Origin of the sequence: Eikenella exigua, from assembly GCF_008805035.1 — a bacterium.
In the GTDB taxonomy this organism is placed as follows: domain Bacteria; phylum Pseudomonadota; class Gammaproteobacteria; order Burkholderiales; family Neisseriaceae; genus Eikenella; species Eikenella exigua.
The window spans coordinates 1032964-1047530 of record NZ_CP038018.1; the positions used below are offsets into that span (position 1 = coordinate 1032964).

Consider the following 14567-nt stretch of genomic DNA (forward strand, 5'->3'; position numbering starts at 1 on the left):
CTCAGCGGTTTTTCAGCAGCCGCTGTTTTTCGCGTTTCCAGTCGGCTTCTTTCATGCTTTGGCGTTTGTCGTGCTGTTTTTTGCCTTTGGCCAGGCCGATGTCCATTTTGATGTAGCCGCGCCGGTAGTGCAGGTTGAGCGGCACCAGGGTGTAGCCGCTGCGTTCTACTTTGCCGATCAGCTTGTTGATTTCACTCTGCTTGAGCAACAGCTTGCGCTGGCGCACCGGATCGGGCTTAACGTGGGTGGAGGCGGTGGGCAACGCGGTGATGTGGCAGCCCACCAGGTAAAACGCGTCTTTTTTCCAGTGGATATAGCTTTCTTTCAGCTGCACGCGGCCGGCGCGCACGGCTTTCACCTCCCAGCCGTCGAGCACCAATCCGGCCTCGAGCTGGTCTTCGATAAAATAATCGTGAAAGGCTTTTTTATTGTTGGCGATACTCATGATGCTTTGCCGTTTCGTTACAGAAAGCGGATTCTAACAGCAAACCGTGCCGCTGAACATTCGCCCGGCAACGGCTTTGGTAGGTAGATAGAGTGAATCCACATTAAGAATGCTGCCCATCAACCAGCCTTGCCGTGCTGCTTGTACGGTCTGCGGCTTGCCGCCTGGTGCTATTCTTCATTTTAATCCACGATACTTTCAGGTAGCCTTCTGTCGCCGTGCTACAATCTGCCTGTTTGAAATCAAACCCCGCCAAGGAAACCGCCATGAAGCTCTATCTCTACGACCACTGCCCCTTCTGCGTGCGCGCCCGTATGATTTTCGGCCTGCGCAACGTGCCGGTGGAAGAAATCATTTTGCTGAACGACGACGAAGCCACGCCCATCGGACTAATCGGTGCCAAACAAGTGCCCATCCTGCAAAAGCCCGACGGCAGCCACATGGGCGAGAGCCTCGATATCGTGCGCTATGTAGACGAGCTCGCCGGCCAAGCCCGGTTGGATGAAACCATCCGCCCCGCCGTGCAGGCTTGGGTCGACCAAGTAAACAAATTCTACAACCATCTGGTGATGCCGCGCGAAGTGCGACTCGAGCCGCCGCTGCCCGAATTCGCCACCGCCGAAGCCGTTGCCTACTTCGTGCAGAAGAAAGAGCAAAACATCGGCAGCTTCGAGCAAAACCTGGCCGAAACCAACACCTATCTCGAGCGCATCCATCTCGCCCTGCCCGAGCTGGCCGCACTGTTGGGCGAACAGCCTTATCTCAACGGCAGCGCCCCTGGCATGGAAGACATCATCATTTTCCCCGTGTTGCGCAACCTTACCTTGGTGAAAGGCATCGCCTTCCCCGCCAAGTTGCAGGCCTATATCGAACGCCTGTCGGCCGAGAGCAAAGTGTCGCTCTATTCCGACCGCGCCCTATAGCATGAACACCCTGTCCGGCCACGCCCGAGAAGCTGCCGCCCGCGCTGGGCTGCAACGCAGCCGCCGCCAGGCCGGTGGCCTGCTGCTGGCTGCCGTATTGCTGTTTATCGTTTCCGCGCTGTTCGTGCAGCGCCACCCCGCGCTGGGCTACCTGAAAGCCTTCGCTGAGGCCGCCACCGTCGGCGCGCTGGCCGACTGGTTTGCCGTAACCGCCCTCTTCCGCCATCCGCTCGGCCTCAAAATCCCCCACACCGCCATCCTGCCGCGCAACCAAAACCGCATTGCCGACGAGCTCGGCCGCTTCATCGAAACCAACTTCCTGCCCGAGCGCCCCATCGCCATCCGCATCTACCGCCTGCGCATCGCCGAAAAACTGCGCCGCTGGCTGGCCCGCAGCAGCACCCTCCAAGAATGGCTGCCCGCCCTCGCGCGCCAAATCCCCGCCGCGCTGCAAACCATCCCGCCGCCAGAAGCCGCCCGCCTCGGCGCTGCCTTTTTAGCCACACACGGCAGCGGCAAACAACTCGGCGCCGCCCTCTCCCAAGCCCTGCTCCTGCTCGAACAGCAAGGGCTACCTGAAAACCTGCAAACCACCCTGCTCGGCCAAATCCGCCATTGGATCAAACAGCCAAACACCCGCGTTTCGCTCGAAGAAAATCTCCGCGCCTGGGCTGAAAAAATCGAAACCAGCCAGCCCGACACCTGGGACAAACTCAAAGCCCAGCTGCGCGGTCGCCTCGTTGGCCAAATCGACAGCTGGGTGGCGCAAAAAGCCCTCGACTGGGCCGACAACTACCTCGAAGCCGCCCTCACCAGCCCGCAGCACGAGCTGCGCACCGCCTTTCGCCGCCAATATTGCGCTCTCGCCCGCGAGCTCGCCACATCAGAAGCCTGGCAGCGCAAACTCGCCCTAGCCAAACGCCGCCTGGCCGACTCTCCCGAGCTGCAACAGCAAATCGCCCAACTGTGGCAAAGCCTTACCACCCGCCTCGCTGCCGATGCCCAACGCCCCGATTCCACCGCTGCACGCCGGCTGAATAGCCTGCTCACCTACCTGCTGCAGCAACACGCCGCCACTCCGCAGCAGCTGCGCCGCCTCAACGTGCGCCTCGCCCTGCTCGCCCGCAGCCTGGTGCGCCGCCACCGCCACGCCGCCGCCAAATTTATCGCCGACAAAGTGAAAAGCTGGGACAGCCGCCAAATGAGCGACAAACTCGAGCTTTCCATCGGCCGCGATTTGCAGTTTATCCGCATCAACGGCACCTTGGTCGGCGGCCTGGTCGGCCTGCTGATTTACACCCTCAGCCAATGGCTGCCCGCACTGTAGGCCGATTTCAGCTACAAAAGGCTACCTGAAAGCGAAGTTTCGGCTCAGCCAAAGCTGAGTTCCTGCAAAACTTCACTGCAGTTAAATCCATAGCAAAATTTTCAGGTAGCCTTGCTGAAACAGGCTACCTGAAAGTACAACACATCCGCCATAATCAATCCAAACCTTAGTTTTAACTTGGCTTTCAGGTAGCCTGCCCATCGACAACGCCAAACCCCAACACCGCCATGAACCTAGCCCGCGCCCTCGCTGCCGACCGTATCCCCATCCTCCGCCCCGCCGCCTATAGTATTGGAGAGCCGGCCAGCCTCGATGCTGTTTTCAAAGACGGCATCGCCTATCTGGCCGACTATCCGCCCGCCCGTTTCCACTTCGTCCGCCTCCCCGATGAAACCATCGCCATCCAAACCCCGCGCGGCGAAGCCCGCTGTTTCGGCAAATACGGCTATGGCGGCAGCTATTTCGTGGTGGCCGCAGATGATGCGGTGTGGCTGTATTCGCCGCGTGCCGAAAACGCTTGGGAGCAGGAATGGGTATTGGTTAACAGCAGCCTGGCCTTGTTTGTGCAAACTTATTGCCGGCTGATGTCGGCCGTATTCCTGCTCAAAGCCGATTTCGCCCAAGGCTACAACTTTGACCAAGGCACAGCCCTGGCCGCACAACTGCAAAGCTGGCTCGCTCAAGCCGACCCCGATGCCGCTGCCGACCACGCCTTTTGGAACCACCCGCTCTACGAAATCGAAGACGGCTTCTTCCATCTGACAAACAACCCTGTCAGCCGCCAAATCGGCATGCCCGAACACCGTTATCAGGAAAACAAACAGGCTACCTGAAAAACACACGAAGCCAGTTTCTGCGCCGCCCAAACCAGCTATCCCTTCGATAAACATGTCATGCCATAGAAAGGAACCGTCATGATCCTCACCCGCCAGCAAGCCCTCGATATTTTCCGCCGCCGCGTTTCCACCCGCTACTACGACCCCGCACGCAAAATCAGCGCCGAAGATTTCGCCGCCATCCTCGATTTCGGCCGCCTCTCGCCCAGCTCCGTCGGCTCCGAACCGTGGAAGTTTCTGGTGATACAAAACCAAGAGCTGCGTGAAAAAATCAAGCCCGTGGCCTGGGGTATGCAAAGCAGCATTACCGAAGCCAGCCACCTAGTGATCCTGCTGGCGAAAAAACACGCCCGCTACGACACTCCCTTTTTCAGCGAGCTGATGGACCGGCGCGGCTTCACCCCCGAGCAGCGCGCCGCCGCCCTCGAGCGCTACCGCGACTTCCAAACCCACGATATCGTCATCGCCGACGACGAACGCGCCCTGTTCGACTGGGCGAGCAAACAAAGCTACATCGCCCTGGCCAATATGCTCACCGGCGCCGCCATGCTCGGCATCGACTCCTGCCCCATAGAAGGCATGAACTACGCCGCCGTGGAGCACATTCTCGCCCAAGCCGGGCTGCTCGACCCCGCCGAATACGGCGTGTCCGTGGCCGCCACCTTCGGCTACCGCGCCCGCGACATTCAGCCCAAACCGCGCCGCGATGCCGCCGAAACCGTGGTTTGGGCGGAATAAAGCAGGCGGCTGAGCCGATAGTTTCAGCCTTGCCGAAACCCGCACCGCCCGCTTTCAGGTAGCCTCAATGTACCAACAGGCTACCTGAAACCACCGGCTTCAACGACAGCTGCTTACCACCAGCAAGGAAACCGTATGAGCACCTCCATCCACCTCTACCGCCCGCTCCACACCCTCAAACCCTTCGGCAGCAATATCTGGATTGCCGATGGCGGCATCGTGCGCATGGCCTTCCCGCTCGGCCTGAGCATCCCCTTCAGTACCCGCATGACGGTTATCCGCCTCGCCGATGGCGGCCTCTGGTGCCACTCCCCCATCGAACCTCACCCGGAATTGCTATCCCAAATCAACGCACTGGGCGAAGTGCGCCACCTCGTCTCGCCCAACCGCATCCACTACGCCCATATCCCCGCCTGGCAAAAACACTATCCCCAAGCCACCGCCTGGGCCAGCCTCGGCGTGCGCGAACGCGCCGCTGCCCAGCACATCGCCGTATCGTTCGATGCCGATTTGGGCCCCAGCGCCCCAGCCCAATGGGCAGACGACATTGCCCAGCTCCCTTTCCTCGGCAGTTCGGCTATGACCGAAACTGTTTTCTTCCATCGCGCCAGCCGCACCCTGATCCTCACCGACCTTATCGAAAACTTCGAGCCCGCCAAATTCCCCAGCCGTTTCTGGGCGCAGGTAATGAAATGGGTAGGCATTGCCGAGCCGGACGGCAAAATTCCGCCCGACTGGCGCGCCACCTTCCGCAACCGCGCCGCCGCCCGCGAGAGCCTGGCGCAAATGCTTGCCTGGCAGCCCGAAAAAATCATCCTCGCCCACGGCCGCTGCTACGAAGCCAACGGCACTGCCGAACTGTGCCGCGCCTTCCGCTGGCTCAAGCCGGATCAATCCAAATAGTCACCACAAGGATTGAGGCAAGGCCCCATATCTATCTGATTTGCAACAACGATTAAAGGCTACCTGAAACTTTCAGGTAGCCTTTTGCATAAGTAGCACAAACCGGCCAGCCGGTCGGTTTGTCTTTCCTATCAGCGGATAGTGTTGCCGATGCGCGAAGTGTCGCCCACGTTCATCCACACGAAAAGCGCTTTGCCCACAATCAGCTTGTCGTCCACAAAGCCCCAGTAGCGCGAATCGGCGCTGCTGTCGCGGTTGTCGCCCATGGCGAAATACTTGCCCGCCGGCACGGTGCATTTAAAGCCGCTGCCGTCTGCCTCGTATTCGCAATTTTCGCGCAAGCCGCTTTGGTAGCCGTTTGCAGCAAAATTATTGGCGGATTCGGCCAAGAAGGGGATGGAAACCGTGGGCGCATTTTCATTTTTCAGCACATCGAAATGGCGGCCTTCCCAATCAGTGGAAAAGCGGGTGGCTTCTAGAATCCGATCCGGCTTGTAATCATCTGGATATTGGTAGCCGCCCACCAAATTATCCTGCTCAGTTTTGCCGTTTACCGTCAGCACCTTATTACGATACTCCACCACATCGCCCGGCAGGCCGACAATGCGTTTGATGTAGTTGGTATCCGGCTCCACCGGATAATTAAACACCACCACATCACCACGCTGCACCTGGCCCACCGGAATCAGTACATTATTCAACACCGGCACGCGGATGCCGTAGCTAAACTTGTTCACCAGCACAAAGTCGCCCTTCACCAGCCCCGGCCGCATCGAGCTGGAGGGAATCTGAAACGGCTCGGCTACAAAAGTGCGCAACACGAACACCATCAAAATCAGCGGGAAGAAGCTGCCCATATAATCGCGGAAATGGTTATCATCTTGCTCTGCTGCTTCAGCATGATCAGTCAGTTGCCTGCGCTGTTTGCGTGCCGCACGCGCCCACAGCCACACTGCGCCAGTAAACAGCACCAGCAGCAGCAACACTGCCGTGAGGCTCATCAGCTTGGCCAGCAGGCCGAACGAGCCTACCATCATCAGGAGGTAGCCCCATTGCAGGCCGCTGCTCCATTCACTGTTTTCTTGCCGCGTTTTCCTGCTCACGGCAAACAGCACGATACCGGCCACCAGAGCAGCTATAGCGGCATAAAGGATTGTGTTGGATTGTTCCACTTTTATATTTCCTGTATTGAAATGAGTTTGATAAGCTTTAGGCTACCTGAAAACTGGCAGCCCGCCTAAAATCTTTGTTCATAGCTTCCTGCCGCTGATGGTTACACCTTCGATAAAACTGAGGCCATAGCCGAAACCGACTCTACCACTAATTTTTTGCGCCTCACCGGCTCTAAATCGCTCGTTCTTAACGGCTGATTCCTGAAAACGGAAGTCATAGCTGCCGGAAACACCGCATCACCTCAAAGCCTGCAGCCCTCAAAGCCAAAACACGGCAGCGGTGGTCTGCAGCTAAATTATCTGTATCTGGCGTGCTATCTGCCCAGCCCCACACCAAAGCCATAGGCGGTTTCACCGTCTACCCCTGGCGGCAGGCTACCTGAAAATATTGCTGCTGAAGATCGTATTCATTCAAAAACAGCACCGGTGTGCCTTGCTGGCAGAATTGGCGGAATTGTTCCAACACTTCCGGCGCGGCAGAAACGGCAAGGTTTTCGGATAGCGTCGGCTTTTCCATCTGCAGGTCGGGCGTGGCACAGGCGGAGGAAGCCACACAAATCGCCAGCATCAAAAAATGTTTTTCATTATCAGGCTTCCTTTCATTCAGGCTCTCGTTTTTCAGGTAGCCTGAATGTGGCTACTTATCCCCCACCTGCAAAATCGCCAAAAATGCGCTCTGCGGGATTTCCACATTGCCCACCTGCTTCATGCGTTTCTTACCGGCCTTTTGTTTTTCCAGCAGTTTTTTCTTGCGCGTGATGTCGCCGCCGTAGCATTTTGCCAATACGTTTTTGCGCAGCGCCTTCACGTTTTCGCGAGCGATAATCTGGCTGCCGATAGCAGCCTGCACGGCGATGTCAAACATTTGGCGCGGAATCAGTTCGCGCATTTTTGCTGCCAGCTCGCGGCCTCGGTGTATGGCATTTTGGCGGTGCACAATCAGGCTGAGCGCATCCACTTTGTCGCCGTTCACTATAATATCTAATTTCACCAAATTGGCAGCGCGAAACTCTTTGAAATGGTAGTCCAGCGAAGCATAGCCACGCGAGGTGGATTTAAGCTTGTCGAAAAAGTCCATCACCACTTCGTTCATCGGCAAATCATAAGTGAGCATCACCTGGCGGCCGAGATACTGCATATTGATTTGCACACCGCGCTTCTGGTTGCACAGCGTCATCACATTGCCCACATATTCCTGCGGCACCAGGATGGTGGCGGTGATAATCGGCTCCAGAATGGATTCCACCGTGGCCAAATCCGGCAGTTTGGACGGATTTTCCACTTCGATATGTTCGCCGCTCTTCAAAATCACTTCATACACCACGGTAGGCGCGGTGGTAATCAAGTCCATATCAAACTCGCGCTCCAAGCGTTCCTGCACGATTTCCAAGTGCAAGAGGCCGAGGAAGCCGCAGCGGAAGCCAAAGCCGAGCGCTTGAGACACTTCCGGCTCAAATTTTAATGAAGCATCATTGAGTTGCAGTTTTTCCAACGCATCGCGCAGGGCTTCGTAGTCGTGGCTTTCCACAGGATAGAGGCCGGCAAACACTTGGCTTTGTACTTCTTTGAAGCCGGGCAGCGGCTCGGAAGCGGGGTTTTGCGCCAGCGTTACCGTATCGCCCACTTTGGCTTGACCGAGCTCTTTCACACCGGTAATCAAAAAACCCACTTCACCCGCTTTAAGCTCTTGCCTGTTCACCGATTTCGGCGTAAACACACCAAGCTGCTCCACTTGGCTTTCAGCCTTGGTGGACATGAAGCGCACTTTGTCTTTTAGTTTCAGCCGACCGTTTTTCACACGGATCAGCATCACCACGCCAACATAGTTGTCGAACCACGAATCGATAATCACGGCTTGCAGCGGCGCGTTTTCGTCGCCTTCCGGCGCGGAAATTTTCGCAACGATTTCTTCCAGCACGTCTTCCACACCTAGCCCCGATTTGGCCGAGCAGGTTACCGCGCCCACCGCATCAATGCCGACGATGTCTTCAATTTCCTGCGCCACGCGGTCGGGATCGGCGGCGGGTAAGTCAATTTTGTTCAGCACCGGCACCACTTCCACGCCCAAATCAATCGCGGTGTAGCAGTTGGCCACGGTTTGCGCTTCCACGCCCTGCGATGCGTCCACCACCAACAGCGCACCTTCACAGGCAGAAAGCGAGCGGGAAACTTCATAGGAGAAATCGACGTGCCCGGGCGTATCAATCAGATTTAAAAGATAAGTTTCGCCATTACGGGCTTTATAGTTCAACGCGGCGGTTTGCGCCTTAATCGTGATGCCGCGCTCTTTTTCGATGTCCATGCTGTCCAAAACCTGCGAACTCATTTCGCGGTTTTCCAAGCCGCCGCAGTGTTGGATGAAGCGGTCGGCGAGCGTGGATTTACCGTGGTCAATATGGGCGATGATGGAGAAATTGCGGATATTGTTCATATTTTGGCAAAAAAGTAAGCGGTCGTAATGGCAGGCAAAAGCATCGGTTTGGCCCATACGGACTACCTGAAAAAGTGGAGCTTCAGCGAAGTTAAAACAGGAGCGGCAACACAGCAAGCCGTGCCGAAACCAAACTGCGTATTCTAGCCGAAAACGCTTGAAGCTGCCCGACAATTTGTTCACTCTCCCGCTTGACCCAACACAAGCAAAAAGCGCAAGCTCCAGCCCAATGGCGCAGAATCAGGTATCATGCCCATTTTTCGTATCGGGCTACCTGAAACCGCCGATTGGATTTTAGCTTCGTTTAAGTGCCACTTTTTCAGGTAGCCTCCAAGCCGCTCCCCCACTATGCACGCCCTACTCCGCCTCATCCGCCCGCGCACCCTGCCGCTGGCTCTTGCCGCTGTTTGCTGCGGCAACGCCCTCGCCTGGCACAGCAGCCCCGCAAGCTGGCGCGGCAGCGTGTTCCTGCTCAGCCTGCTCACTGCGCTGGCTCTGCAAATCGTCTCCAATATCGCCAACGACTACGGCGACGGCATACGCGGTACCGACCGCCACCGTGCGCCCGATGCGCCCGAACGCCTCACCGCTAGCGGCCAAATTCCTCTCCCACGCATCCGCCGTCTCCTCACCGCCAGCGTATTAGCCGCCCTGCTCCTCGGTGGTGCACTCATCGCCCTCAGCTTGCGCCACCCGCAGCAATGGCTCGCTTTCTTGCTCTTAGGCAGCCTCGCCCTCGCCGCCGCCCTCACCTACACCCTCGGGCGCCACGCCTACGGCTACCACGGGCTGGGCGAAATCAGCGTATTCCTGTTCTTCGGCCTGCTCGGTGTGCAGGGCAGCGCCTACCTGCAACAAGGCAGCTGCCCGCCCGAAGGCTGGCTGCCCGCCGCCGGCTGCGGTCTGCTCGCCGCTGCCGTACTGCACATCAACAATATGCGCGACATCGAAAACGACCGCCAATCCGGCAAAACCACCCCCGCCACCCGGCTGGGCTTTGAACGCAGCAAAACCCTGCACCGCCTCCTCCTCGCCGCCGCCCTTGCCTGCTACGCCGCCCTCGCCCCTCAAATCCCTAGCGGCCTCTTCTGGCTAACCGCGCTGCCGCTGGCCGCCACCCACTTGCACCGCCTGAAAACCGCCACCAGCCCCGCTGCCGCCGGGCGCGAACTGCCGCATATCGTGCGCCTTGCCTTGGCTATAAACCTACTTTTCGGCAGCGGCCTGCTGCTTGAATCTGTGCTATTCTAACTAGCTCCAAAGCTAAATCTCCCATAACTCATACACACCATAACTAACGAATAAAAAAGTAAAATATGCCTACCCTCTCGCAAATCCTCGTTTTACTCCCGCCGCCCTGTTCGGCTACATCATGTATCTCGAAACTTTCGCCACTACTTCCCTCACCACCACCCGCGTATTCAAACTCAGTCAAACGCAGTTGGCCGAACCGCGCTTCAACGTGTGATGCGTAACCAAGGCATCTACAACGGCTGCACTGCCCTCATGCTCGTCTACGCCATCCTGTTTGCCTCCCAGCCGAAAGAATTCGCCGCCGTTTTGCTGCTCAACTGCATCACCGTTACCGCCTGCGGTGCGCCCCCAACAAAAGTATTCTGTTCAAGCAAAGCGGGCTGCCTATTTTGGCTTTGATCAACCTGTGGTTTTAGTAGACAGGAAAAAGGCTACCTGAAAAAGATAGATTCGGTTGCAGATAGCCTATGATATTTACAAACTCCTCGTCTTTTAAAGTGTAGTTTAAAACAAGCAAAACAGAGCGCGCAGATACATCGAAAATAGACAGCATCCGAAAAACGCATTGTGAAGAAATACACCAAAAATGAGGACTTATAAATGCATCAATCCTTATATTGTGTGAGCCAACATCTAACAACCAAATTTGGGGCGGATACCGTGTCTTATCGGCTACGATTTTGAAAAACACAGCAATTTTCTTTACAATACCACCCAGCAGCAATGCTGACTTATCCAACCAATATTGAAGAAGGAATGACTTTATGAAATCTAAACAAGCACTTTGGTTGTTGTGTGTATCTGCCGTACTCGGCCTTTCCGCCTGTGGTGGCAAAGGCGGCGATGAACAAGCCCCCGTGCAACAGCAACAAGCTTCGCAAAGCCAGGAGGGCAGCCAGCAGGCTGAGAGCGGCAGCCAGCAGGAAGCAGCTTCTATGGATAACTTCCTGAGCAACGCCCAAGCTTTGCAGGCAGCGGAAGATTCCCTCAAAGCCCTGCCGCAGTTTTCCGGCAAGGAATTGAATGTATTCCAAAACGTTCAATTCTATGGCAGCAACCGTCCGCGCATTGAAATCGACATCCAAGACCCGGAAAAACCGGATAATATCGACCACTACACCTATGAAGACGGCAAGTGGAGCGAACCGCAACCGGTGCAGATTTCTGGCGGCGGCGACATGAAAGACAACGTTACTCCCCTGAACGACATCAAGTTTGCCACCGTGGCCACCATCGCCAAAACTTGGAACGAGAAAGCCAAGGAAGTGGAAGCCACCGAAACCGAGCTGACTTTCACCAGCTTCCAACTGTGGGTGCCGAACCAAACCCGCCGCTGGATTACTTCCACCATCGAAACCCCGCGTGCCAAATACTCTATCGATTTCAACATGGACGGCACTTTGAAAGACTTCAGAAAACAGTAATACGAAGAACAGCTTAGAGAGTAAACAAAGGCCACCTGAAAACGTAGTGCAGGAAATTTCTGCGAAGCTAAAAGTTTCAGGTAGCCTTTTATCTGGAATAGGTAAAACCAGATACCGCCATATGCAACTAAAGGCTACCTGAAAGCACAGCGAACACAGCGCATGTTTTCAGGTAGCCTTCATTAATTAAAACACTATTCTCACTATTCTCAAGCCACAGCCTTCTCTGCCTCTTCCAGCTGCTGTACGCGGTATTGCTTCGGTGTTTGCCCGAAATACTGTTTAAACGCGCGGTTGAAATGCGATTCCGACACAAAGCCGTTTTCCAACGCAATGCGCAAAATCGTATCCGCACTCGCCGCCAGCTGCACTGCTGCCTGCTGCAAGCGGATAGACAGCACAAAGCGGTGCGGACTCACCCCGGTTACCGATTTAAACAAACGCATCAGCTGTGCCCGCGAAAGTTTCGCCATTTCCGCCATCCGTGCAATTGGCCACTCATCCTGCGGCGCGAGCAACACCGCCTGCAACAGCCCGCTTAGGCGTGGGTCTTCCAGCTGCGACAAAAAAGATAGGGCACTGCTCTGCTGCCGATAGCGTCGCAGCACGGCCACCAGCATCACCTGCGAGAGCGCGTTCACCACCGTACCGCTGCCATAGCGCAGCCTTTCCGCTTCATCCAGCATCATCGATGCCGTTTGCCGCATTTCCGGTAGCGGTAAAAGCAGGTATTCCGGCATACCCAGCCACAGCGCTGCACGGCGCGTATAGCGGTATTGGCCGCACAACAGTTGCAAGCGGTTGCCGCCGCAGTCTTTCACTGCCAACACTCCGTTTCCGTGAAGCTGCGGCTTGCCCGCTGGTTGCGCCAAACCCTCCAAACTGTCGGTAATACTGTGTGCCGTATCATAGGGAAGCAGCACCGCATCGCCCGTATGCAAAGCCACTGCTTGCCCGTCACCTACCCGCAGCCAGCCGCTGCCTGACACCACCCAATGCAGCCGCGCTGTTTCCGGCTCGGTTTCGTGTACCAAGTGAAATCCACCGCCCAGCCGGCAGCACACATCAATCCGACCACGCAGCCATGCCAGATAAATTAATTTGTCTAACACATCCATTTTCATTCTCCTTATTGGCCGATGGCGGAAATATATCGCTAAAACACTTATTCCTTCATACAGCGTTGGCTCGCCTTGCCGTACTTTTACCGTTCATGGCTCGTAGCCTTGTAGGAAAAAATAATTGTTTCAGCTATAGCACGCAGTCAAAAGAATGAGACGATCAGTCAATTCTTACTCTAAAACTTATGCCATCATGCACCACATCAGACAGTTTCGATAAAAGCTATCCGTTCAAATTTCATTTGAGTTTATTGCTAAGGATAACATCATGTTTTTAGATTGGAAAAAACACGCTACCCACGTTAAACAATCCTTTACCAAACTCGGCAAAGACCACCCCAAAATGCTAGCCGGCTATGCCGCCCTCGAAAGCGCTGCCGCAGCCGAAGCGCTGGATGCCAAAACCCGCGAACTCATCGCCCTGGCCGTGGCCGTTACCACCCGCTGCGAAAGCTGCATTTCCGTACACGCCCAAGCCGCTGTGAAAGCCGGTGCCACCGAGAGCGAAGTGGCCGGTGCGCTCGCCACCGCCATTTCCCTCAACGCCGGTGCCGCCTACACCTACTCCCTGCGCGCCCTCGAAGCCGTGGAAGACGCCCGCGAAGCCTAAACCGGTTTTCAGGTAGCCTTTAATGAATAACAGGCTACCTGAAAAACTCCCCCGCCATCAAGAAAGGTACATCATGAAGAAAACTCTCTCTCTAGCCGCCATCGCCCTGTTGACCGCCCTGCCCGTTGCCGCTTCCGCCCACGGCCAGCACAGCCGCAAGCCTGCCCAACAACAGAGCCAGCCGCGCCACGCCCCCGCCCGCCAAGAAGCCGTGTGGATCGATGTGCGCACGCCAGAAGAATATGCTGCAGGCCACCTGCAAAACTCCAAAAATATTCCGCACGACCAAATCGGCCAACAGATTGCTGCCCACGTTCCCAATAAAAATACCCCCATCAACCTCTACTGCCGTAGCGGCCGCCGTGCCGAAACCACCAAACAAGTGCTGGAAAGCATGGGCTACACCAACGTGCAAAACCGCGGTAGCTACGTACAGCTTACACGAGCCAACATACGATAATATTTGCAGTTTGACCCAATATCTGAAGCACTTATTCCTTCATACGGCGTTGGCTCACCTTGTATCAAGAAATAAGTGCTTCAGCTATATACAGTATCACCAAAAAAGCCACCTGAAAACGCAGCGCAGCGAAGTTCCTGTGAAGCTAAGATTTCAGGTAGCTTTTTGTTATGCCGGATACAGCTGGCAATCCTTACGCGGCTTCGGGCAACGCGAAGATTTCGCGCAGCAGTTTTTTGTAGAAGGCAAAAGCGGTGAGCGCGCCTTGCAGGGCTTGTTCGCGTTCACTGTCGGAAATGCCCAGATTGTTCAGCTGCTCGGCAAAACGGCGCCAATGTTTGCCCCTGCCATCGGCGTGCGGGCCGAGGTGGCGGGCACCGTGTTCGGCGTTGCAGCCAAGGTTGTTTTGCGCATCTTTAAACAAGAAGGCAGCGCCCACGTTGGAGCCTTCGGCACAATAGAGCCAGCCCAATGCTTCTGCGCCTTCGGGCTTGGGAATGGGCAGGGAAACGGCTTTTTCGGCAGCGTTCAGGTCTTGCAGATCGAGGATTACATCATCGTAGCGGGCAAGCTCGGCCAGGCCGGTGATTTTTTCGTTGAGCTGCGGGTTTTTGTAGATGTCGTCCACAATTTTGTGGAACACGGCTTGCAGCTGCAGGAAGCGGATGTAGTTTTCGGTGTTATCGAAAGGCTTCACTGACATCACCAGCTCATCCACGCTGTCGTGGGTGGTGCGGCAGTTTTCTTTCAGGTATTGCTTGAAAGGGATATCTTGCATGGTTTGTTTTCCTTTTTTAAAGTGTGTAGCCAACGTAATTCCAGGTAACCTCCCAAGAAGTGCAGCGACTACCTGAGCGACTACCTGAAAGTGTAAGCTTCAACGCAATTAAAACGAAGCCTCCGCAAGGAAGCGGAGTTTCTGC

General features: G+C 55.9%; 16 protein-coding genes. 10 read left to right on the forward strand and 6 right to left on the reverse strand.

Annotated features, from left to right (window positions below):
• Position 1: 1 nt before the first annotated feature.
• Positions 2 to 448, reverse strand: a complete 447-nt coding sequence (smpB, locus tag EZJ17_RS05405; protein ID WP_255361181.1) for an SsrA-binding protein SmpB — start codon at positions 446 to 448, stop codon at positions 2 to 4.
• A 263-nt stretch (positions 449 to 711) separates the two neighbouring features.
• Here smpB and grxB point away from each other — a divergent pair, with 263 nt between their 5' ends.
• From grxB to EZJ17_RS05430, 5 genes are all read left to right on the forward strand, one after another.
• Complete coding sequence (gene grxB / locus EZJ17_RS05410) at positions 712 to 1368, forward strand: glutaredoxin 2 (protein WP_067438708.1); 657 nt, start codon at positions 712 to 714, stop codon at positions 1366 to 1368.
• 1 nt (position 1369) lies between these two features.
• Positions 1370 to 2695, forward strand: a complete 1326-nt coding sequence (locus EZJ17_RS05415; RefSeq protein WP_067438705.1) for a DUF445 domain-containing protein — start codon at positions 1370 to 1372, stop codon at positions 2693 to 2695.
• Positions 2696 to 2922: 227 nt separating this feature from the next.
• The gene (locus tag EZJ17_RS05420) at positions 2923 to 3528 is read left to right on the forward strand and encodes an SUKH-4 family immunity protein (RefSeq protein WP_067438702.1); all 606 of its coding nucleotides are present in this window, start codon (positions 2923 to 2925) and stop codon (positions 3526 to 3528) included.
• An 81-nt stretch (positions 3529 to 3609) separates the two neighbouring features.
• Positions 3610 to 4269, forward strand: a complete 660-nt coding sequence (locus EZJ17_RS05425) for an NAD(P)H-dependent oxidoreductase (RefSeq protein WP_067438700.1) — start codon at positions 3610 to 3612, stop codon at positions 4267 to 4269.
• 135 nt (positions 4270 to 4404) lie between these two features.
• Positions 4405 to 5172: a DUF4336 domain-containing protein gene (locus EZJ17_RS05430; RefSeq protein WP_067438697.1), complete on the forward strand. Its 768-nt coding sequence runs from the start codon at positions 4405 to 4407 to the stop codon at positions 5170 to 5172.
• A gap of 131 nt (positions 5173 to 5303) precedes the next feature.
• On the opposite strand, the gene lepB is transcribed toward EZJ17_RS05430, so the two are convergent.
• From lepB to lepA, 3 genes are all read right to left on the reverse strand, one after another.
• Complete coding sequence (gene lepB / locus EZJ17_RS05435) at positions 5304 to 6344, reverse strand: signal peptidase I (protein ID WP_067438694.1); 1041 nt, start codon at positions 6342 to 6344, stop codon at positions 5304 to 5306.
• A 358-nt stretch (positions 6345 to 6702) separates the two neighbouring features.
• Positions 6703 to 6912 carry a hypothetical protein gene (locus EZJ17_RS05440; RefSeq protein WP_067438691.1) on the reverse strand — a complete coding sequence of 70 codons (210 nt, stop codon included), beginning with the start codon at positions 6910 to 6912 and terminating at the stop codon, positions 6703 to 6705.
• A 69-nt stretch (positions 6913 to 6981) separates the two neighbouring features.
• Positions 6982 to 8775, reverse strand: coding sequence for a translation elongation factor 4 (gene lepA / locus EZJ17_RS05445; protein WP_067439664.1), 1794 nt, complete (start codon positions 8773 to 8775; stop codon positions 6982 to 6984).
• 348 nt (positions 8776 to 9123) lie between these two features.
• On the opposite strand from lepA, the gene menA reads away from it, so the two are divergent.
• The 3 genes from menA (at position 9124) to EZJ17_RS05460 (ending at position 11453) form a co-directional block, all read left to right on the forward strand.
• A complete protein-coding gene (gene menA / locus EZJ17_RS05450) occupies positions 9124 to 10026 on the forward strand; it encodes a 1,4-dihydroxy-2-naphthoate octaprenyltransferase (RefSeq protein WP_067438688.1) in 903 nt (300 codons plus the stop codon).
• Between the two features lie 216 nt (positions 10027 to 10242).
• A complete protein-coding gene (locus tag EZJ17_RS10575; protein ID WP_231863667.1) occupies positions 10243 to 10428 on the forward strand; it encodes a DUF1304 family protein in 186 nt (61 codons plus the stop codon).
• Between the two features lie 365 nt (positions 10429 to 10793).
• Positions 10794 to 11453, forward strand: a complete 660-nt coding sequence (locus EZJ17_RS05460; protein WP_067438685.1) for a hypothetical protein — start codon at positions 10794 to 10796, stop codon at positions 11451 to 11453.
• Positions 11454 to 11662: 209 nt separating this feature from the next.
• Here the strand turns inward: EZJ17_RS05460 and EZJ17_RS05465 are convergent, their stop codons facing one another.
• A complete protein-coding gene (locus EZJ17_RS05465) occupies positions 11663 to 12571 on the reverse strand; it encodes an AraC family transcriptional regulator (protein WP_067438682.1) in 909 nt (302 codons plus the stop codon).
• Positions 12572 to 12842: 271 nt separating this feature from the next.
• On the opposite strand from EZJ17_RS05465, the gene EZJ17_RS05470 reads away from it, so the two are divergent.
• Positions 12843 to 13184 (forward strand): carboxymuconolactone decarboxylase family protein, encoded by a 342-nt coding sequence (locus EZJ17_RS05470; RefSeq protein ID WP_067438680.1) that lies wholly within the window; start codon positions 12843 to 12845, stop codon positions 13182 to 13184.
• A gap of 73 nt (positions 13185 to 13257) precedes the next feature.
• Positions 13258 to 13644: a rhodanese-like domain-containing protein gene (locus tag EZJ17_RS05475; protein ID WP_067438677.1), complete on the forward strand. Its 387-nt coding sequence runs from the start codon at positions 13258 to 13260 to the stop codon at positions 13642 to 13644.
• 193 nt (positions 13645 to 13837) lie between these two features.
• On the opposite strand, the gene EZJ17_RS05480 is transcribed toward EZJ17_RS05475, so the two are convergent.
• Complete coding sequence (locus tag EZJ17_RS05480; RefSeq protein ID WP_067438674.1) at positions 13838 to 14422, reverse strand: biliverdin-producing heme oxygenase; 585 nt, start codon at positions 14420 to 14422, stop codon at positions 13838 to 13840.
• Between the last annotated feature and the right edge of the window lie 145 nt (positions 14423 to 14567).